The sequence below is a fragment of the Pseudogemmobacter bohemicus genome, from assembly GCF_003290025.1.
Lineage (GTDB): Bacteria > Pseudomonadota > Alphaproteobacteria > Rhodobacterales > Rhodobacteraceae > Pseudogemmobacter > Pseudogemmobacter bohemicus.
The window spans coordinates 784,925-804,625 of record NZ_QNHG01000003.1 but is presented as its reverse complement, the minus strand read 5'-3'; the positions used below and the strand labels follow the sequence as shown (position 1 = coordinate 804,625).

15 protein-coding genes are annotated in these 19,701 nt (G+C 66.0%); 7 read left to right on the top strand and 8 right to left on the bottom strand.

All coding sequences use genetic code 11. The features are described from left to right. Positions 1-466: 466 nt before the first annotated feature. Together DRF71_RS29480 and DRF71_RS18820 are read right to left on the bottom strand one after the other, a co-directional pair. Positions 467-793 (bottom strand): hypothetical protein, encoded by a 327-nt coding sequence (locus DRF71_RS29480; RefSeq protein WP_408634551.1) that lies wholly within the window; start codon positions 791-793, stop codon positions 467-469. Between the two features lie 1,020 nt (positions 794-1,813). Then, complete coding sequence (locus DRF71_RS18820; protein ID WP_232831579.1) at positions 1,814-2,752, bottom strand: MraY family glycosyltransferase; 939 nt, start codon at positions 2,750-2,752, stop codon at positions 1,814-1,816. Positions 2,753-5,729: 2,977 nt separating this feature from the next. On the opposite strand from DRF71_RS18820, the gene DRF71_RS18815 reads away from it, so the two are divergent. Further along, complete coding sequence (locus tag DRF71_RS18815) at positions 5,730-5,924, top strand: hypothetical protein (protein ID WP_112312033.1); 195 nt, start codon at positions 5,730-5,732, stop codon at positions 5,922-5,924. Between the two features lie 150 nt (positions 5,925-6,074). Here the strand turns inward: DRF71_RS18815 and DRF71_RS18810 are convergent, their stop codons facing one another. From DRF71_RS18810 to DRF71_RS18800, 3 genes are all read right to left on the bottom strand, one after another. Next, entirely contained in the window at positions 6,075-8,309 is a 2,235-nt protein-coding gene (locus tag DRF71_RS18810; RefSeq protein WP_112312032.1) for a TonB-dependent receptor, read from the bottom strand. Between the two features lie 146 nt (positions 8,310-8,455). After that, positions 8,456-9,466 carry a FecR family protein gene (locus tag DRF71_RS18805; protein WP_112312031.1) on the bottom strand — a complete coding sequence of 337 codons (1,011 nt, stop codon included), beginning with the start codon at positions 9,464-9,466 and terminating at the stop codon, positions 8,456-8,458. After that, positions 9,463-9,969, bottom strand: a complete 507-nt coding sequence (locus DRF71_RS18800; protein WP_112312030.1) for an RNA polymerase sigma factor — start codon at positions 9,967-9,969, stop codon at positions 9,463-9,465. The genes DRF71_RS18805 and DRF71_RS18800 overlap by 4 nt, the downstream gene beginning before the upstream one ends. 344 nt (positions 9,970-10,313) lie before the next feature. Between DRF71_RS18800 and DRF71_RS18795 the strand changes: the two genes are divergently transcribed. The 5 genes from DRF71_RS18795 (at position 10,314) to DRF71_RS18775 (ending at position 16,234) form a co-directional block, all read left to right on the top strand. Continuing rightward, positions 10,314-12,341 carry a TonB-dependent receptor domain-containing protein gene (locus DRF71_RS18795; RefSeq protein WP_112312173.1) on the top strand — a complete coding sequence of 676 codons (2,028 nt, stop codon included), beginning with the start codon at positions 10,314-10,316 and terminating at the stop codon, positions 12,339-12,341. A 61-nt stretch (positions 12,342-12,402) separates the two neighbouring features. Further along, positions 12,403-13,764 carry a Vgb family protein gene (locus DRF71_RS18790; RefSeq protein WP_112312029.1) on the top strand — a complete coding sequence of 454 codons (1,362 nt, stop codon included), beginning with the start codon at positions 12,403-12,405 and terminating at the stop codon, positions 13,762-13,764. A gap of 147 nt (positions 13,765-13,911) precedes the next feature. Further along, entirely contained in the window at positions 13,912-14,289 is a 378-nt protein-coding gene (locus tag DRF71_RS18785) for a DUF3649 domain-containing protein (RefSeq protein WP_198672263.1), read from the top strand. Then, positions 14,286-15,869 carry a PepSY-associated TM helix domain-containing protein gene (locus DRF71_RS18780; protein ID WP_112312028.1) on the top strand — a complete coding sequence of 528 codons (1,584 nt, stop codon included), beginning with the start codon at positions 14,286-14,288 and terminating at the stop codon, positions 15,867-15,869. The genes DRF71_RS18785 and DRF71_RS18780 overlap by 4 nt, the downstream gene beginning before the upstream one ends. Positions 15,870-15,871: 2 nt before the next feature. Beyond that, positions 15,872-16,234 carry a DUF3325 domain-containing protein gene (locus DRF71_RS18775; RefSeq protein WP_157971156.1) on the top strand — a complete coding sequence of 121 codons (363 nt, stop codon included), beginning with the start codon at positions 15,872-15,874 and terminating at the stop codon, positions 16,232-16,234. Position 16,235: 1 nt separating this feature from the next. Here DRF71_RS18775 and DRF71_RS18770 read toward each other — a convergent pair whose 3' ends face one another. Next, positions 16,236-16,946 carry a helix-turn-helix transcriptional regulator gene (locus DRF71_RS18770; protein ID WP_112312026.1) on the bottom strand — a complete coding sequence of 237 codons (711 nt, stop codon included), beginning with the start codon at positions 16,944-16,946 and terminating at the stop codon, positions 16,236-16,238. Between the two features lie 63 nt (positions 16,947-17,009). Here DRF71_RS18770 and DRF71_RS18765 point away from each other — a divergent pair, with 63 nt between their 5' ends. Then, positions 17,010-17,597, top strand: a complete 588-nt coding sequence (locus DRF71_RS18765) for a glutathione S-transferase family protein (RefSeq protein WP_112312025.1) — start codon at positions 17,010-17,012, stop codon at positions 17,595-17,597. A 106-nt stretch (positions 17,598-17,703) separates the two neighbouring features. Here DRF71_RS18765 and DRF71_RS18760 read toward each other — a convergent pair whose 3' ends face one another. Next, positions 17,704-18,552 carry a sugar phosphate isomerase/epimerase family protein gene (locus DRF71_RS18760; protein ID WP_112312024.1) on the bottom strand — a complete coding sequence of 283 codons (849 nt, stop codon included), beginning with the start codon at positions 18,550-18,552 and terminating at the stop codon, positions 17,704-17,706. Beyond that, positions 18,549-19,700: a dihydrodipicolinate synthase family protein gene (locus DRF71_RS18755; protein WP_112312023.1), complete on the bottom strand. Its 1,152-nt coding sequence runs from the start codon at positions 19,698-19,700 to the stop codon at positions 18,549-18,551. Before DRF71_RS18755 ends, DRF71_RS18760 begins: the two co-directional genes overlap by 4 nt. Between the last annotated feature and the right edge of the window lies 1 nt (position 19,701).

The following is a 19,701-nucleotide window of genomic DNA, read 5'->3' as shown; positions in this document are numbered from 1 at the left end:
ATATCCCGATCCGCCAGCCTGCTCCCGGCCCGATATGAGGTTTGCCGCGACGGGCAACCCCGGCAAAGGCAGGCACCGATGCCGGAAGAAGCCGCCGGCACAGAAGACCCGCAGCCTGCCATTTTCGGGCCGGTCAATCGACGCTTGCCCCTGTCACCTTCACAGCGGCGCAAAGGGCTCCCTTCCTCCCGCGCCAAAGGGGGTCTGATGCTCCGGGCCTTGCGCAATGCGGCACCACCTTCAAGGATATCGTGCCTGTGGGGCCGCCTCGCCGCCGCCGGGGGGACGGGGGGACGGGGGAAACAACTGGAAAGCCGGAGCAGGCTCAGTTCCAAAGGAAGCCCAGGTGCCGCCCGCCCGGACCGTACCCCGGGGTCAGAGCTTAGTCTCCAGTCTCGTCGACCATCAAAGCCAAAAAAGGATGGCCGCGCCGGGAGTGCTGCCGAGAGGAAGAGAAGGGCATCTGTCACAGCAGCCGGCACCGCGCCTCCAGTTCCAGAACCCAGTGAACCATGATGTCGGTGCGATTGCGGCGTTTGTCATAGCCGCCCGCTTTCCTGCGGCTCTTCAGGCCCAGGATGCATGCCTCTGTCCCCGTGGCTTTCAATGCCTCGCTGAACCAGTCGGCGTCATAATCCCGGCCTGCCAGCATCCGGTCCGCCCTTGAAAAGCGGCCGAGCAGAGCAGCGGCTCCGCTGCAATCGCCGTCCGGTCCTGCGGTGACGAACGGGCTGACAGGGCGGTCCCGACCGAAGGCCAACAACGCCATCCTGGTGTTCAGGCCATATTTCATGCGACCGATCAGCCGGGCATATTCCGGAGGCCTACGCGCGCCCCCTTCACATCCCTTTTTCACCCGCAGACAGGGGGGCCGGGCATCATCAGGGTGACCTCGCCCATCCGGCGCCAGCGCCTCCAACGGCTATCAAGGGGCCTTTGGCGGGCCCTATTCGCGGGGCGCATTGCGACCCTCGCAACCCTTTGCTATGGATGAAAATTATGACGCCAAGGCCGCGTCGGCCGCCGACGCGCGGACGGCCATGACCCCTGGGAAAGAAAGGCACGAGCCGCGCCATCCGCGCCATGGTCAATCGGCAAAGATTGCGCAGCAGAAGGGCGCCTGATCCCCTCAGAAGCACCAACACGATGCCAGTCAATGGGTGCTCCCCTTGCCGCGCGAAGCGCAAGGCCTGGGATACAGGGTACAGGCGAGACAGGCCGGCATGGCTGTGGCGAAACCGTCAGCACCCCCCGCCAGATATGGTCGCACGGATCAGGGGAGCGGCGATCCGGCAGCGGCCCCTCTGGCCGGAAGACGTGGTTGCCCGGCCAGTTTCTGGCCCGCAAGGCCGGCATCCCCTTTCCGGCGCGCCGCAATGACGCGCGATCTGCGGCGCGGGGCCGATGGAAAAATCCGCCCGGCGCAGATCAACCGGAACGGGTCTCAGCTGCCGGGGGTCACGACAGATACCGGCAGGCGTTCATCCCCCTGCTGGCCGTTCCCGGGATGGGTATGCCGAAAGTCGCAGCCCGCAGGGGCAACGATGTCGATCAGCGCAGGGCATTGCCGGCTCCGATCATCGAAACCCGCAGGCCCGTTGAAAGCGGCCAGGCATGCCCTGTCTTCTGTGGATCAAAGCCAGACCGCACCCGGCCCGGCAAGGGCACAATCCGGCGCGAGAAAGGCGCCGCTCACCAGGCGGCGCTTTGATCCGGTTCACCCGAAGCAGAGCGCTGTTCAGCAGTCAATCCGGCGCTGCGGGCTGCCTCCATCATTTTGCCTCAGTCACTTTGCTTCGGCACTTTGCCTCGGTCACTTTGCCTCGGTCACGCTCTGCCAGCTCTGGCCTTTCGGAGCCAGACGGCGCAACAGCGCGACCCTGCGATAAATCATCAGATACAGGACCGTCATCCCTGCCAGAGACAGCAGGATACCAACGGTCGAATTGTGGAACAGCACCATCAGCGCGACGGGGATCAGCGACAATGACCACAGGATCACGCTGGTCAGCGGATTGCGCATATGCGGCGCTCCGATCAGCTGCGCGAGGCGCCTGGCGCGGCTGCGATAGACCAGGCTGTGCAGATGCAACCGGTCGGGCTGGCCGGGATGGGCGCCCTCGCGCACCATGCGGCGATGGATCGAGACCATGGTTTCGATCACCGGGTAAGACAGGGCCAGAAGACCGATCAGCGGCGAGATCTCGGGGTTGCGCATCGGCAGGGCGACGGCAATCGCGGCAAGCATGAAGCCCGCCGTATAGGCGCCGGCATCGCCAAGGAAGATTCGCCCCACCGGGAAATTCATCAGGAAGAAGCCCCCCAGGGCGGCGGCCATGATCAGGCTGACGCCGACCAGCTCGGTATCGCCCTGTTGCCATGCCAGCGCAGCAAAGCCCGACAGGATGATGATCACAGTGCCCGAGGCCAGCCCATTCACCCCGTCGATGATATTGATCGCATTGGCCACGCCGCCAATGGCAAAAGCGGTGAAGAACAGCGCCATCACCGGGAAGGACAACAGCCAGTCTGCCCCGGGCAGATCGACCCGCGTAAGGGCGATTCCGCTGAGAAGGCAGAAGATCAGCCCCGAGCAGATGGTCGCGAACAGCCGCGCGCCCACGCCGACGCGCTTGGTCATATCCTCGGCCAGACCCGCGACAAAAGCAGGAATTGCCGCGATGCCGAGTTGCGCCCAGAGCGTTTTCTCACCCTCGGGCACAGCGAGACCCGCCAAGAGTAAGCCGGCCATGATAGCTATTCCGCCAATCCTCGGGGTCGGAGCGGTGTGCAGCTTCTGCACCCCCGCCTGACTGTCAAGCGAGTAGCGGCCATGCAACCGGCGCGTAAGGACAAGCAAAACGACAATCGAAAACGCGGTACCAAAAGCCACAAGCATGGAATGAGTAAAATGCATTTCCAACCTATGTTTAATTTGAGGTTCTAATGCGAAGGTGTGGCAACCAGGGACACGACGCGGAACTAAAAAAAATACGATTGGTTAACCCAGCGTCTGGTTTGCTGCGACCACTGCGAGAAGTCAATCCAAATCTGGCCGGGGCTTCGCTGCATTAGCAAAGGGCTGTATTCTGCACTGCGGCAACCTGCGGGATTGGGCTGCGTTGCGGCAAAAAAGGGGGCGACTTTTGCCCTTGTGATGAGTGAAAGGCTGTGCCCTGTGCCAGGAACGGGCTGCGCATACGCCTCGCGAGGAGAAAGGGGTTTGGCCCCGGGCTTTGCGGCAGCGAGGTGATTCTGGCGGAGCTTTCATGTGAAAGTCGCTGATCGCTCAGGCGCCCCCCGACCCTCTGCCCTTCGCAACTTCACCGAGACCGATTTCGCCCTCCGCAGCACGTCCCCGCGTCACGACCCAAAAGATCCTCGTCAATGGGGTTCGTCCGTCTGACCGCCCATAGCGGCGCCCGCAAGCGGCCGCGCAACCTGTCCTGATCGTGAGCCTTGATGCCTTCGGGCAATGACCGGATTGCGGGCGGATTATCAGAGATGTTTCCTGAATCGTTCCGGGCAGCCCCGTCAGACCATCGCCGACCCGGAACGCCCCCTCACAAGGCCGGATGGCGTTGTCAAACCGCTGGCACCGTCTTCTGCCCCCGGGAACGGCCCGGATTGAGGCCTGGAAGAACGATATCGAGATCTTCGCAAGGGCCCGACTGGCCGTCCCTCGCGATGCCGCCCCCGGACGAGACGAGGTCCCCGCAGCACGGCATAGACCGACGATATGCCGACACCGCCAGGCCCGGCCGCGAGCATACGCAAAAGCCGATTTGTGCAGCGTCAGGATCATCGAAGCGAAAACACCTGTCCGGCCGGTCTGCCCTCTGTCCTCAATGACGGCGCCAGGGCAAAGCCGCTTTGATGTGCAAGGGCGACAGGCCAGAACAGAGGTTCTCGCAGGCGCCTCAACATCCGGGCCGCATTCAGCGTGCCCTGACCGTCACGCTGAAAGCCGGGAAGGTCATGCAGAGCCAGGCCGGCACCCGGGCCGATGGCTCTGGGTGGGGGAGACAGCCCCGGGGCCTGCGGTATCTTCGTGATCCCCGACAGGCCGGTTGGGGCCGTGGCCTGCCGCTGCCACCCCGACCGCCTGCCTGAGCGGCACCCGTTTCGTCACCCTGCCCAGGGATGCGCGCAATCGTGCGTCGCGCCACCGCACCACCGGAACCCGAGGGTCCCCCGACCCAGTCCGCGATCTGAGGGGCCGATCATCGCGGGGCAGAGCGATCCCGATGCGGGGTGCTTTTCTCATGCCCGAGAGCCGCCCCTTGCGGGGAGCACAACTGCTGCCCGACGCTCTGCCCGGGATGCATGCCGGATTTCCGGCCCCGCCTCCGTTGCCGGCACCAGGGACGCAATGGCGACCGGGAATGGCCGTTCCCGAGGTCTTGCCAGCCACTCCGCGTCATCAGCCGCGACCACCGCGCGATCCGGGCCGATCCGGCCTGGCCATAGTGCAGCGCCCCCGGCGGGCGCCTTCCCGCCAGCCCGCCAAAACGGCGCATGCAGGCGGGATTCGCCCCTTTGCCCAAGCGGTCGAAGGGTCAATTCTGCCCGTTGGTCACAGGCTGCCAACCCGGCTCGCCGATTGTCCGACCCTGCCTGTTTGCGTGCGCCGGCTGCAGGCAACCGACTCCATCCCCACCGGGACCTGTACCGGCATTCTGATAAGTGGTCAGCAGACGAGACCGACAGACGGACCGCACATTCCGTCGCGCGCGCATGCCCGCCGGTCGCTGCCGGTTTGTGGGCAGGAATGCCGCCAGAACCCTCACCTGACCGAGATTTTCATCCGTCATATCGCCCTGTGCCTCCCGGCGAAACTCACCTGCTTTGAGGCTGCGAATGCCTGCCGGGTCGCCCTGCCCATTGTGGCCTGGCCTGACATGTCCCTGACAAGGTTTGCAGGTTCAGGACTGGCTTTCAGCCGGCCTCCCGGCGATGTCTCCCCTGCCCCAGGCTGAGGTTTCCCGCGCTATTTGCAACTGCGGTTTCCCGCTGCCTTACCGGCTATCTGGCTCTGTACCGGGTCAGTCCCATCATGTTGTCCGGCGACACTGACCCGGCTGGCCCCGTTTCGATGTGGAGCCGATGCGGTGCTGCGGCGGGTCGCGGCCATTGGAGGAGGCAGCTCCTTCAGGGCGGTGGGCTATATCCCGGGCGCATATACCAGCCGCAGCCGGCCCCGACCCGCGAGGGCATGATCCTGACCTGATGACCGACGAGACCGGCATCTTGCTGAAAGCGCTGCACTTCCTGGAGGCGCTGTCTGTTCGCGGCGCATCTGCCACCTGCCCAGGGATAACTGAGCGACCTGGCTCCGGGCCGGCTGTAAGCTGACGCCCCTCGGGTCGGAGATTGTCGCGGGGACGCGGCTCACGCGTGGAGGGGATGACGGGATCGATCCGCGAAACCAGGCTTTGCTGGCCACATGACGGCGGCCAGGCTTTGCGCATATGACGCGGGAAAGCCGACGGCACCGCTGCCACTCCTGGAAAGCCCCCCGAGAGAGCCCGGGGGAAAGCCTTCCGGTAAGCCTCGCCGGGAAACCGGGCCAGAAACTGTCCAGCCGCACTGATCTGGCCCGCCAGCAATGGCCGCCTCCGCCACCAGCCGGCTTTTTTTCATCCTGCCTCCGTTCGGCCATTTCCTGTTTGTAGTTTGTTCATAATTTTGAGCCTGACTGGCACGGATCTGACAAGAAAGGATGACACTTGCTGGCCCTGCTTGCTTTGTTTCCCTTGTTTGCTCTTGCCTGGCTGCTGCTTTGCGACCGCCTGGGCTGGGCACAGGATGACCCGCTGACGCAATTCTCTTCCTTCGGGCAGGGGCGCCACGACTTCGCCGCCGGACCACCGGCAATCGCGCTGGATGCGCTCGGGGTGGAAAACGCCTTTTCCACCAGGTGATTGCTGCGCCCTGCGCTGTCTTCCGGGTGCCTCCGCCCAGGCAGCCGGCCCCTTTACGCCGCATCCATGGGCTGCGCATCGTGAAACCCGGCCCCTGATACGGAACAGTATCTGGCCGCCTGCCTCATCCCTGACGCAGCTCCGGAACGCTCAGAAGCTGCGGCTCAGTCCGAGATAAAAGCTCCGCCCATTGGGTACGGACTCATCCAGCCGCCTGTCGGTGACATTGTAAATGCCTGCTGTCAGCACGGTCTCGTCACCCAGCCGGCAATCAAGGCCCAGATCCAGGATCATATGCCCCGGCACCCGGCTGCTGCGTCCCGTCGACAGCGAATGGCTGCGCAGGCGCAGATCTGCGCGCAGGGTCAGAGTGTCGCCCGCCTCCATCCGAGCGCCAAGGTTCAGCATATGGCGCGGCAGGCGGTGAAAGGGCTGGCCCCGATTGCTGCCGCGCGTCACCTCCGAGGCCGACCAGGTATAGTTGGCTGACAGATCCAGTGGCCCCAGCGGCATATCCAGCGTCAGTTCAACCCCGGTGATATCGGCGCGGTCCTCGTTCACATATTGGGTGACCGCCTCATAGACCGCGCCCTCCAGCATACAGCCGGGCGGCAGATCGGAGGGAGTGCGGCACAGGTCGCGCCGGGTGATCCGGTCGTGAAAGCCGGTATGGAACAGCGTGGCGCCCAGTTGCAGGCCGCTTTGCGGTTCCCAGACCAGGCCCAGCTCCAGATTGGTGCTGCGTTCGGGCCTGAGCGCCGAGTTGCCGCGATCGCGGGAGCGCCCATTGCCGCCCGAGGGTTCGGAGACGTTGCTGTCGCCCTGTTTCAGCGCCGGCACGCGGTAGCCGGTGCCGATCCCGCCTTTCAGCGTCAGCTCTGGCGAGAGATGCCAGACCAGCCAGGCACGCGGCGTAAAGGCGGTGCCGTAATTCTCGTTGCGGTCGCGGCGCAGGCCAAGGGTCAGCACCATATCCTCGCGCAGCCTGAACTCCCCTTCGGCGAACCAGGCGTGATGCCAGCGGTCGGGGCTGGTATCCGCCGAGCCAAGCAGGCGGCCCGGGTCATGGCGGGTGCGCTCGAACCGGTATTCATAGCCAAAGCTCAGCCTGTGACGGCCTGCGGTCAGCGCGGTATGGGTGTTGAAGGTGATGGCATCATGGCCGCTGGCGGTGCCCGAGCGGAAATCCGTCGCCTCGCCCTGGAGGAAACTGTCGGTGACGGCGCCGCCGCCCCAGTCCATATGATGGCTGAGGCTGAGCGCGCGGTTCACCACCAGCGTGTCACGCGCCCGCCCGGTGCCGATGGCGCTGCGGTGGAAATCCAGCCGGCTTTGCCGCAGGTCAAAGTCGAAACTCTGGCGCGCATCCGGGCTGTAGCGCAGCCGCAGGCCCAGGCCCGTGCGATCGGTGCCCCCCTGCCCCTGGCCGCCAAAACCCGGCCCGTCCTCGCCGCGCCGGTTGCGCGCGGCATAGAGCATCAGGCCCAGCCGGTCTTCGATCAGTGGCCCTCCCAGCATCAGCCGTGCCTCGGTCGAGGCCCCGGCATCGGGGCTGGTATCATGGGTATAGCCCAGTGCGGCCGAGCCACCCCACTGATCCGGAATGCTGCGGGTGATCACATTGATCACCCCGCCCGAAGCAGCCGAGCCGTAAAGTGAGGACATCGGGCCGCGGATGATCTCGATCCGGTCGATCACCGGCACCGGCGGCAGGAAACCGATCTTGGAATTGATGCCGTGCCCGTTATAGCTGGCCTCTTCCGAGGCGCTGAGCGGGCGGCCGTCGATCATAAAAAGCAGGCAAGACGGACCCATGCCGCGCAGGGTCACCAGCGGCACCCCGTCGCGCAGCGGCCCGGTCACCGCAAGCCCCGGCACATCGCGCAAGAGATCCGCAAGCGTGCCGGTGGGGCGGGTGGCGATGTCATCGCCGGAAATCACCGTCATCGTCGCCGGGGCATCGGTCAGGAGCTGCGGCTGGCCGGTCGCGGTCAGCACGATGGTGCCAAGGCTCATTTCCGGCTCGGCTGCGGTTTTCTCCGGCGCGCTTTGCGGTATCGGCAGCGTCACGATGATACGTCCGCCGCTGCTGCGGTGCCAGGTGGCGCCGCTTCCTGCAAGGACGGTTGCCAGCGCCTGATCCAGCGTCATGCGCCCCGCCAGGGCCGGCCCGCTCAGCCCCGCGCCGCTGCCCTTGATCACCACGGAGACCCCGGCCACCCGTGCGATTTCGGTCACCGCCTGCAAAAGCGGTTGCGCAGGCTGGCTGAACTCATGGCCCGGCGCCTCGGCCATGACGGGGCGGGGCAGTGCCAGAACCAGTAAAAGCCCCATCGCCAGCGCGGCGAGAGGCCCTTTGCAAGCGAAGTGGCGGCGATCCGACATTGTTTTCCAGTCTCTGGCGCTGCGCGCAGCGGGTCGGCTCCGGGGGCCGCTGCGGGGCGGGGATTGCAGGGTCTGGCTGCATGCGGCCCGGAGAAGGGAAGAGAGTTTCGCGGGCTGTCTGGCTGGCGGAATGGGGCAGAACCGGATCAGATCAGCAATTGACCACCCGGCAGAGGGATGATGCGAAAGCCCATCGCTTCGGCCAGGGCTTCCAGCTCGGCCGGCGCATCGCCGAGGTCGATGCTGCCGGAAATCGTCCTGCCGGCAAGCGCCGGGTTGCGGATGAAGATCGCGCCGGCGCCATGGCGCTCCAGCACGCCCGCCACATCGCGCAGCGGCGCGTCGTAAAAAGTGTAGCGTCCTTCGCGCCAGGCCAGGGCCGCGGGCAGATCGACCGCGCGGATGCGTTCGGGCCCATCCGCGACCTGGCGCAGCTGCTGGCCCGGCTCCAGCGCCAGCGCCACGCCACCATCGGTCGCGACCTCGACCCGCCCCTCTTCCAGCGTCACCTCGATACAGCCACCGCAATCTCGTACCGCAAAACGGGTGCCAAGCGCGCGCACCGTCGTGCGACCGAGGCGCACGGTAAAGGGCCGCCCATCCTTTGCCACATCGAAAAAGGCAGCGCCGCCCAGCAGCGTCACCTGGCGACCATCGGCGAGATCAGCGAAATCCAGCGCCGAACCGCCATCAAGCACCAGGCGCGAGCCGTCGCTCAGCGCGAGAGCCTGCGCCGCACCCGCCCGGCTGGCGTGATCGGCGAGCAGCGCAAGCCGCAGATCGGGGCGAACCTGGTCCAGCCAGATCCCGGCCAGCGCCAGCGCAGCCATGGCAAGACCTGCGGGCAAAAGGCGCGGCCAGCGCCAGCTTCGCCCGACCGGGCGCTCCTGGCGCGGAAACTCACGGGCGAGGTCCGGGGCAAGGTCCGCCGCCATATCCCAGGCTTTTTCCGCCGTCGCAAAGGCCCGGGCATTGGCCGGATCACCGGCCCAGGCCTGAAAACCCGCATCCTGGCGGGCTGCCGGATCGGCGATCAGGTCGACCAGCCAGCGCGCGGCCTCGGCCTCGCGCTTTGCAGCCTCTGCCTCGCCCGGCGCCCGGCTGGCCACCTGCCTCTGATCCTGCCTCTGGTCCTGGGTCAAATCCTGGAACCTCATGGAGTCTGCGTGTCGTCCAGCGCGCGGGCACAGGAGGCGACGGCCTTCGCCATATGCTTTGCCACGTTGCGCTCTGACATGCCACAGCGGCTGGCGATTTCCTGGAAGGTCAGACCCTCGGCGCGGTTCATCAGAAAAAGCCGCCGCGTCACCTCGGGCAGATCGCGGATCGCCTGTTTCACCGCCTCGCGCGACTGATCGGCGGCGATGGCCTCATAGGCGGGATCGCTGGGCGCCTCGGCCGCCGGCGTGACGCGGGCATAGGTCTCACGCACCCTTTCGCGCCGCAGATGGTCGATCGAAACATTGCGGGCCGAGCGGCTGAGAAAGGCCGCAGGATTGCCCGACAGCGCTGCCGTCCGCTCCCAGAAGCGCAGGAAGACATCATGCACCAGGTCGCGCGCCACCGACGGGTTGCCGGTACGGCGCGCAATCTGGCGCTCAAGGCGGTCGCCCTCCTCGCTGTAAAGCCGGCCGATATTGTCGGAATCGGTGGAAGACATAGCCAGTGCCAGTAAGCCATTGAAGCGCGGGGAATTTCTGGCATGGCAGGCCACAGGGGCCGGGTCCGGCTGTGCCTCAGTCCTATTTTGTGACACCCGGCCTGTCCACCACGGGCGCCATGGCCGGCAGGGGCCGGGCCGGTCCTGTTGCAAATTCGCGCCAATTTTTCCGCCCTTCCCCCCCCCGTGGCGCCGGGCGGCCCGGATCTGGCGGAAACCGGCACCGGAAAATCCGACAAAAAAACTTTGTACGGCGGTTCAGTGCCGGCGCCCTGCTGCGTGAAGCAATCATAACGCCGCATTCATCCGGACCCTCAGCGGGTCCCGGCCAAGGGGAGACCATGATGAAGAAACACCGTGATATCAGGGCGGGGCTGCTGTCCGGCCTGCCGGTCTGGGCCGTCGCGCTGGCGGTCGCGCTGCCGCAACTGACCGGCATGGTGCATGCGCAGCAGACCGAAGCAGAGGAAGAGGCAGAGACCCTCGGGACCATCGTTCTGACCGCAACCGGCCAGGCCCAGGCGCTGCCCGATGCGCCGGCGACCATCACCGTTATCACCGGCGAAGAGATCGAATCGCAGCCCTATGCCACCATCGCCGATGTGCTGCGCCGGGTGCCGGGGGTCGTGGTTTCCTCCCCGTCAGCCCGTTCGGGGGCCGAGACCATCTCGATCCGGGGTCTGGGTGAAAGCTATGTGCTGACCCTGGTTGACGGCCGCCCCATCGGCAACTCGCAGGAGGCCACCTATAACGGCTTTGGCTCGGGCCTTGCCATGTCTTACCTGCCGCCGCCTTCCGCCATCGAGCGGATCGAGGTCATCCGTGGCCCGATGTCCTCGCTTTACGGCACTGCGGCCTCGGGCGGCGTGATCAATGTCATCACCAAACCGGTTTCCGATGTCTGGTCGGGCTCGCTGATGATGGGGAACTCGACCTGGCAGGACAACAATGCCGGCAGCGCCTATGAGGGCCGGTTCTACCTGAGCGGGCCGCTGATCGAGGGCCGCCTTGGCCTTGCGGTCTACGGCTCTATCCATGACCGCTCGAAACCGGCGCTGCAGGTCGCGGGCACCGGCGCCCGCCCCTCGCAGGATACCGAGCGCAAATCCATCGGGGCCAAGCTGACCTGGGCCATCGACGACAGCCAGGGGCTTGAGTTCGAAATGGTTTCCAGCGCGTCTGACACCGTCAACCTGACCCCGGGCGGCACGCCCGGCGGCGTCGAGGTCGAGCGGATGAACTATGCGCTTGGTCATAAGATCACCTGGGGCCAGGGCTATGAGACCAACAGCTTCGTCACCTATGAGGATGTCGATTTCAGGAACGGCACCAATATTTCCGGCTATGAGCTGTGGAACCTGAACTCCAAAACCAACCTCAGCATCGGCCGTCACGACCTGACGCTGGGCTTTGATTACCGCGACGAGACCACCCGCCATTCGCCGAACCGGGTCAGCGTCAACCCGGTGATGACGCGCTGGAACTGGGCGGTGTTCGGCGAGGACAATTTCCACCTCACCGATGATGTGACGGTGACCTTCGGCCTGCGCTATGACGAGAATGAGCGCTATGGCTCGCATGTGACGCCGCGCCTCTATGCGGTCTGGCACGCGTCAGAGGCGCTGACGATCAAGGGCGGCGTGTCGGGCGGCTACAAGACGCCGACGCTGAAACAGGCGGATGACAATATCTTTGAACCCTCGGGCGGCGATGGCCGGGCGCGCGATCAGGGCAATACCAGCCTCAAACCCGAAGAAAGCACCAATTTCGAGATCGGCGCGATCTGGGAAGCGGAAAATGGTGTGCAGATCGGCCTGACCGCCTATCACACCCGGTTCAAGAACCGCATCACCACCGAGCGGATCTGTATGAACCCCGCCGATCCGGTCAATTACCCGGGCCTGCCGACGAATTGCGGCATGAACACCCCCACCGATCCGATCAAATGGATCAACCAATATGTGAACCGCGACGCGGCCGAGCTGAACGGCGTCGAGGCCACCGTTGACTGGACGCTGGGCGATGTCGGCTTCAACCTCAACTACACCTATGCCGACAGCAAGGTGACCAAAGGCGCCCGCACTGGCACCCGCTTCAACAACAGCCCGCTGCATGTTGCCAATCTCGGCGTGGACTGGCAGGCGAATGAGGCGCTCTCGGTCTGGGGCAATGCGCAATATCGCAGCGCCTCTTTCGATACCGGCAACAGCAGGATCAAGGAGCACGCGATCTTTGATATCGGCCTCGATTACCGGTTCAACGACACTATCAAGGGCTCGGTCGCCATCTACAATATCGGCGACAAGACCTTCGGCGCCACCAATTACAATGATGGCCGTCGCTTCTTTGTCGGGCTGACCTCGACCTTCTGATCCCGGCAGCCGGCCCCCAAACCGGGGGCCGGCCCTCATTCACCGACATTCTGGAGCCGTCATGGTCCGCTTCTCCCGCCCCGCTTTCGCGCTTGTCCTTCTGTTGGGCAGCACCTCGCTTGCCGCCGCCGAGGCGGTGTTCGACGCGCCCGCATCCTTTGCCGGCAAGGTCTCTTTCTCGGGGCCGAACCGCAGCCCGGCCTATGCCGGCGGCATGGTCGAGGTTTCGGGCGAGGGCTTTGCCCCCGGCCAGATCGTCACGCTCAGCCGTGGCGGCGATCTGATCTCGCCCGAGGGGCTCAGCGCCGATACCGAGGGCAAATTCGCCTTCCCGCTGACGCTGCCTGCTGACGCGGTGACCGGTCAGCATCCGATCGTGGTCGAGGCGGAAGGCCCCGACAGCGCCGCCGTGGTCGATCTGAAAATCTCGCCCGAGATCCCGCTTTCGGGGGCTGAGAAATTCACCGGCATCAGCGTCAAAACCGCGCCGGGCGTCTATCAGGTGGCGGTCAGCGCGAAGAACGGCACCGTCTTTACCGCCTCGGCCACCGGGCGCGGCGACAAGGGCACCTCTTCCATCGTCAAATTCGACGCAACGACGCTGGAGAAACTGGCCGAGGCCTCGCCCTATTTCGACAAGGAAAACGGGCTTTACGGTGCTTTCGGCATCGCGGTGGATGATGAGAACGGCACCGTCTGGGTGACGAATACCCGCACCTCCTCGGTCGCGATCTACAAGCAGGACGACCTCTCGCTGGTCAAACAATTCGAGCCGGGTTCGGTCGAAAAGCCCCGCGATGTGGTGATCGACACCGCGCGCGGCCGGGCCTGGGTCTCGACCCACCGCACCCGGATCGAGGAATTCGATCTGAAAACGCTGGAGAAACTGGAAGGGTTCGAGGTGCAATCGGCCGAGCGTGGCGGCCAGTTCGGCACCATGAGCCTCGTGCTCGACGCCGATAAGGGCCAGCTTTACACCGTATCGCTGCGGACGCCGGAACTGGCGCGGATCGACCTTGCCAGCCGCGAGACCACCATCATCCCGCTGCCGGGCGCGAAAACCGCGTCGGGCGTCGATATCGACCCGGCGACCGGACGGATCTTCATCGCCTCGCAAGGCAGCGATGACGTGATCGCGCTGGATGCTGAAGGCAAGGTTCTCTTTGACACCCCGGTCGGCGCGCAGACGCTGAACGTGGTTTTCGATGCAACCAGCGGCCAGCTTTATGTCGCGAACCGCGCCTCTGACACCATCACCGTGGTCGATGCGGCAAGCGGGGCGATCACCGCCAATCTCGACGGGTATTCCTTCCCGAACCACCTGGCGGTGACGTCGGAGGGTGTGGTCTTCGCCGTCAACAAGGCGCGTGGCCAGGATGATGCCAAAGGCGATCAGCTGACCCGCATCGCGCCGGTTCAGTAAAGCCATTCCCCGGGCTGCGGTGCCCTGCTCCCGCGCCGCAGCCTCGCCGCGCTTGCGCCCCTCGCGCCCGGCCCCCTCGCTCCCGCGCCCCTCGCCGGGCGCGGGGGCATCCCTTCCCCGCAGCTTTTGCCCCGACCGGAACCCGATATGCCAGCCAGCGCAGGCCAGACCGACGCCCCTGAGACCCTGACCAAAGCGGGCGGCATCCGCACCGCCGGGGCCAAAAGGCCAAAACCCGATGATGAGGGCCTGCGCTACCGGATCGCGGTCGCCTCGCGCAGTCTTGCGGCGGTGGCGGGGGGCTATCTGCTTGCCAATCTCTTCGTGCTGGCCTTCCGCCGCGTGGTGCCGATGGAGGTGCGCGATGCCAGTCAGCTGGCGCTGATGCTGTCCTTCATCGTCTTCGCGCTGGTCTCGGTCTGGGTCTTCGCCGCCCGCGACAGTTACAGAGCCTGGGCCGGGGTGCTGATCCCGGTGGCGCTGTGCGGCGCCCTTGTCTGGTTCCTGCCGGACGTGCGCGCATGAAAACCGGTTTCCGCCAGTCGATGGCCTGGCTGCATACGTGGACCGGCCTGCTGCTGGGCTGGCTGCTATTTGCGATCTTCCTGACCGGCACCATCGCCTATTTCCGCTCGGAAGTGACCTATTGGATGCGCCCCGAGCTGCATGGCCAGCGCCCCGCCGAAGACCCGGCGGCTCTGGCACTGAAACGGCTGGCCGAGCTGGCGCCGGAGGCCTCCTCCTGGTCGATCACTCTGCCCGATCCGCGCAGCCCGGTGCTTTCGGTCTCCTGGTCGAAACCGGGCGAGGCCGCCGGCCGGCGCGGCGGCCCGGTCACCGTGCTCGACAGCGGCAGCGGCGAGATCCTGCACCCGCGCGAGACGGCGGGCGGCGAATTCCTCTACCGTTTCCATTACGAGCTTTACGGATTGCCGCGCGAGCTGGCCCGCTGGATCGTCGGCATCGCCACCATGGCCATGTTCATCGCCATCCTCTCGGGCGTGATCACCCATAAGAAAATATTCAAGGAATTCTTCACCTTCCGCCCAGGGAAGGGCCAACGTTCCTGGCTGGACATGCATAATATGACCGCCGTTCTGGCGCTGCCCTATCACATTATGATCACCTTTTCGGGCCTTGTGCTGTTTGTCGCCACGCTGATGCCCTTCGTGATCGAGCGCGGGCCCGCGCGGGGGCCTGCCCCCCCACAGGAAGTGGTCGAGCCGCCGCCGCCCCGCCCGCTGCCGGTGCTGACCCCGCTCGCGCCGTTGATGGCCCAGGCAGAGGCAACCTGGGACTGGATGCCGGTCGGGCGGATCCAGATCGGGAAACTCGACACTGCGGCCCCTGAAATCGTGCTGGTGCCGCTGAGGCAATCGGTGGTGACGGTGCAAAGCGGCTCCGGGTCAAACGGGGTCGAGCGGTTGCGTTTCGACGGGCTGAGCGGCGCGCTGCTGGACGAGACAGGGCGCCCCGGGGCCAGCGCGGTTGCGAAGATCAATATGGCGCTTGGCGCGCTGCACCGGGCGCGCTTTGCCGATACCGGGCTGCGCTGGCTGTTCTTTATCGCGGGCCTTGCCGGCACGGTGATGGTCGGGACGGGGCTGGTGCTCTGGGTGTCGAAACGGGCGGCCAAACACGCGAAAGCGGCGGTGAAACCCGTTGGTCTGTGCCTTGTAGACCGGCTGAATATCGGCAGCATTGCCGGGCTTTGCCTTGCCTGTGCCGGCTATTTCTGGGCCAGCCGGCTGCTTCCGGCCGAGGCTGCGACCGCCTCGCTGGGGCGGGCAGAGCTGGAGATCGCCGCCTTCTTCGGAATCTGGGCCGCAGCGATGCTGCATGGTTTCCTGCGCCCCCCTGCCCGGGCCTGGACCGCGCAGCTGGGGCTGACTGCCGCGCTTTTGCTGCTGATGCCGGTGCTGAATGCGGTGACCGGCCCTTCGAACCTCGCGCTGGCGCTGTGGCGAGGCGATATGGTGCTGGCCTCGGTCGATCTGATGGCGCTGATCTCTGGCCTCGCCGCCGGCTATGCCGCCTGGCACAGCCGCTCCAAAGCCGCCCGGATCGCCCCGCCCCGCCGCCCCGCGACCGTACCCGGAGAATGATCATGCAAGGCTGGCTTTCCCTGATCCTGTGTGGCTTCGGCTTTGCGGCCCTGTCGCTCGCCATGCCGCGCCACCATGAGGAAGTGCTGGGCGGCAAGCCGCCGCGCCGGCGCCGGATCCTGTATCGCGCCGCCGCCATCGCGCTGCTTGCGCTGTCTTTCGCGCTGGCGCTGCAGGTCTGGCCTAACCTGACGATTGCCATTTCAGCCTGGCTTGGGCTGGCGACGGTGGCGGCTTTTGCGGTGGCGATGCTGATCCGCCAGATTGCGGAACGGCGCGAACCACAGCGTGGCAAAAAGCCCGCGCGGCCCGCCCGTCCACCTGCCGCAGTGGAAACTGCGGCCAAAGGCGACAAGGCCGCCTGAGTCAGAGCGCCCCTTCCCGGCAAGCTCCTTCCATAACCCTGCTCTGACGGTAGGCCCGCATCAGCGGCACGCGCTGCGGTCGGAAACTCTCGCCGGTCGCCTCCAGGCGGGCGATCCGGTTGATATGGAACAGCCGGTAATCCTGCCGCAGGCGGCAATGGGCCAGCAGCAGGAGATTGCGGTCACCATAGGACATGCCGAGCGGCCAGATCACCCGCTCGGAGGCCTCGCCCTTCAGATCGGTATAGGTGATCCGGACCGCCTCCTCCTCCCAGCAGGCGCGGCGCAGCGCGCCGAGGTCGATCACCGGCGGCATGCGGTCAGGTCCGGGGGAAAAACTCCGCATGATCGCATGCAGCGCCTGGCGCGGCTGGTCGCCGGGCAGCGTTGCGATGATGCGCGCCATCGCGGCTCTTGCCGCCTCGGTCAGTGCCGCATCGCCGACCCGGTCCAGCGACTGCACCGCCATAAGCAGCGCCTCGATCTCCAGCCGGGAAAAGCTTTGCGGCGGCAGCGCCGGATCCTCGGTCAGCACATAGCCAAGCCCGGCCTCGCCGTCGATCAGCGCGCCCCCGGCCCGGAGCGTGGCGATATCGCGGTAAAGCTGGCGCTGTGACACGCCGGTCTCCTGCGCCAGCCGGTCGGCAGTGACCGGCGGGGGCAAACGCCGCAGCATATCCATCAGACGCATCAACCGGTCGGTGCGGGCCATCCTGTCACCTTCTGTCAGCAGGGCTGGTGCAGAGATGCGGCCAAACAGCAAAGGAGTCAAATCATGCTGACCTTCTACCACGCCCCGAACAGCCGCTCGACCAGCGTGAAACAGCTGATCCTGGAATTGGGCATCAGCGATCAGATCGAGACCATCGAGGTGGATATTCCGCGCCAGGACGGATCGGGCGCCCGCGACCCGGCCAATCCGCATCCCGAGGGCAAGGTGCCCTATCTGACCGATGGCGAGGATGAGATCCGCGAGCGGGCGGCGATCATGCTTTACCTGACCGACCGCTTTCCGGCGGGCGGGCTGGGCCGCCCGGTCGGCCACCCCGAGCGCGGGCGCTATCTCTCCTGGCTGATCTGGTATCAGGGCGTGTTCGAGCCGGTGACGATCCTGAACTGGGCCGGGCTGAAACATCCGGCGGTGGAAGCCTCGCTGCGCGACTATGACACGGCGCTGGCGCGGCTGGATGAGGCGCTGGTGAAACATCCCTATCTGCTGGGCGCGGAATACAGCGCGGCGGATCTGCTTTGTGCGGCGCCGTTTGCCTGGTTCGGCGACAATCTGCCCGTGACGCCGGCGGTGAAAGCCTGGGTCGCGCGCTCTTTGGACCGCGAGGCGGTGCGTCAGACCGGCGAGCGCTGATCAGATCGGCCACGGCCCCCTGTGCGGGACCCCCTGTGCGGCCCCCCTGTGAGGGGCTGTGGCCAGCCCCCGCCCCCCACTCGCGAGACCCCCGGATCGAGGCGCCTCAGCAACAATTGCGAAAGCGCGAGGCGATCACATCCAGCACCTCGCCCGGATCACGCCGCCACCAGTTTGCCGCCGAGAAAATCTCGACCTCGCAGGCGCCGGTATAGCCGGCGCCCTCGACCGCCGCGCGGATGGCGCGCAGATCGGCAACGCCGTCGCCCATCATGCCGCGATCAAGCAGCATGTCCGAGGTCGCGGCCAGCCAGTCGCACAGGTGATAGCCCAGGATGCGGCCCCGGGCGCGGGCAAGGCTGTCGGAAAGGCGGCTGTCCCACCAGACATGATAGACATCGACCGCGATCCCAAGTGCCGGGTGATTGAGCCGGTCGCAGATCTCCAGCGCATCGGCCACGGTGAAAAGACAGGTCCGGTTGCCGCCGAACATCGGGTTCAGTGGCTCCAGCGCCAGCCGGACACCCGCCTCTGCCGCGCGGTCACAGGCCGGGGCGAGCCGTTCCGCCAGCAGATCCCAGGTGCCGGCCAGACCGCGCAGCCCCGGCTCGGTGCCGCCGGTCACGATGGTCAGCACCGGCGCACCAAGCGCCGCCGTCATGTCGATGGCCGCTTTCATCTCATCGGCAAGAGCCGCCGGCACATCCGGCCCGGTCAGGAACGGGGTACGACAGAGCCCCACAACCTGCATCCCGGCTGCCCGCACCCTGTCACCGATCGCGACCGCCCGCGACCCGATCTCGCGGCGCCAGAAGGTGATGCCGCCAAAACCGCGCGCAGCACAGGCGTCAATCACACGCTCTGGCGACCACCCGGCCCCTGCCCCGTCCAGATTGTGGCCCAGGCTGGCAGTGTTCAGCGCAAGCGCCGGGTGGCCTTTCGTGAAGTCCCTCATTCTGCGCCGTAAAGCGCGAGGAGGGTCTTCATTCGGGTCACGGCAAGCTCCGGCTGGCGCAGCAGACCGGCCTGATCGGCCAGCCGGAAACAGTCCGTGAAATAGGGCAGCGGGCGCAGCGCCTGATGGCCCCCCGGCATGATGAAATGGTCCTGGAACCCGTTGAGCCAGGCCAGGAAAACCACCCCGGTCTTGTAGTATTGCGTCGGCGCGCGGAAGATCGTCCGCGCCAGCGGCACGGTCGGGTCCAGCGTGGCGCGGAACCCGGCCACATCTCCGGCACCAAGGCGCGAAACCGCATGGGCCGCCGCCGGCGCAAGCGGATCGAAGATCCCCAGCAGCGCATGGGAATAGCCCTGTTCGTCGCCCTGGATCAGCTCGGGGTAGTTGAAATCATCGCCGGTATACATCTTCACGCCTGCGGGCAGGCGACGGCGCATCGCGATTTCCTTATCCTTGTCGAGCAGGCTGATCTTGATCCCGTCGACCTTGGCAGTGTTGCGGGCGATCACCTCCAGCGCGACCTCCATCTGCGCGTCGAAATCCCGGGCGCCCCAATAGCCGGCCAGTTGCGGGTCGAACATCTCGCCCAGCCAGTGCAGCACGACGGGGCGGTCGCAGCCCGCCAGCACGGCATCATAGGCGCGGATGTAATCGGCGGGGCCGGTGGCGACCCGCACCAGCGCCCGGCTCGCCATCACGATCAGATCGCCGCCCAGAGCCTGGATCGCATCGGCCTGCATGAGATAAGCGCGGATCACATCCTCAACACCCTGCGCATCCCCGGGCGCCAGATGATCGGTGCCGCAGCCATTGGCCACCAGCGCGTCAGGCAGTTCTTCGCGCGTGCGACGGATCAGTTCCAGCGCCGCGCCCCAGTCAAGGCCCATGCCGCGCTGCGCGGTATCCATCGCCTCGGCAATGCCCAGGCCAAGCCCCGCGAGGTAATGGCGAAACGCCATCGTCTTTTGCCAGTCAATCGCCGCCGGGCCGCCAGGGTCCGCCGCGCTGAACGGGTCCGCGACCACATGCGCGGCGGAATAAACCACCCGCGCCACGTCTTTCGCCAGGGTGCCGGCGGCAATCGGCGTGCCGCTCAGCATATACTCCACCATCCGGCCAGTCTGATCCGGGAGCTTAATCTTCATG

Excerpts from the sequence above, each read along its gene's own strand:
- DRF71_RS29480 (WP_408634551.1), bottom strand. The coding sequence starts at position 793 with ATGAAATATGGCCTGAACACCAGGATGGCGTTGTTGGCCTTCGGTCGG.
- DRF71_RS18820 (WP_232831579.1), bottom strand. The coding sequence starts at position 2,752 with ATGGCCGGCTTACTCTTGGCGGGTCTCGCTGTGCCCGAGGGTGAGAAA.
- DRF71_RS18810 (WP_112312032.1), bottom strand. The coding sequence starts at position 8,309 with ATGTCGGATCGCCGCCACTTCGCTTGCAAAGGGCCTCTCGCCGCGCTG.
- DRF71_RS18805 (WP_112312031.1), bottom strand. The coding sequence starts at position 9,466 with ATGAGGTTCCAGGATTTGACCCAGGACCAGAGGCAGGATCAGAGGCAG.
- DRF71_RS18800 (WP_112312030.1), bottom strand. The coding sequence starts at position 9,969 with ATGTCTTCCACCGATTCCGACAATATCGGCCGGCTTTACAGCGAGGAG.
- DRF71_RS18795 (WP_112312173.1), top strand. The coding sequence starts at position 10,314 with ATGAAGAAACACCGTGATATCAGGGCGGGGCTGCTGTCCGGCCTGCCG.
- DRF71_RS18790 (WP_112312029.1), top strand. The coding sequence starts at position 12,403 with ATGGTCCGCTTCTCCCGCCCCGCTTTCGCGCTTGTCCTTCTGTTGGGC.
- DRF71_RS18785 (WP_198672263.1), top strand. The coding sequence starts at position 13,912 with ATGCCAGCCAGCGCAGGCCAGACCGACGCCCCTGAGACCCTGACCAAA.
- DRF71_RS18780 (WP_112312028.1), top strand. The coding sequence starts at position 14,286 with ATGAAAACCGGTTTCCGCCAGTCGATGGCCTGGCTGCATACGTGGACC.
- DRF71_RS18775 (WP_157971156.1), top strand. The coding sequence starts at position 15,872 with ATGCAAGGCTGGCTTTCCCTGATCCTGTGTGGCTTCGGCTTTGCGGCC.
- DRF71_RS18770 (WP_112312026.1), bottom strand. The coding sequence starts at position 16,946 with ATGGCCCGCACCGACCGGTTGATGCGTCTGATGGATATGCTGCGGCGT.
- DRF71_RS18765 (WP_112312025.1), top strand. The coding sequence starts at position 17,010 with ATGCTGACCTTCTACCACGCCCCGAACAGCCGCTCGACCAGCGTGAAA.
- DRF71_RS18760 (WP_112312024.1), bottom strand. The coding sequence starts at position 18,552 with ATGAGGGACTTCACGAAAGGCCACCCGGCGCTTGCGCTGAACACTGCC.
- DRF71_RS18755 (WP_112312023.1), bottom strand. The coding sequence starts at position 19,700 with ATGAAGATTAAGCTCCCGGATCAGACTGGCCGGATGGTGGAGTATATG.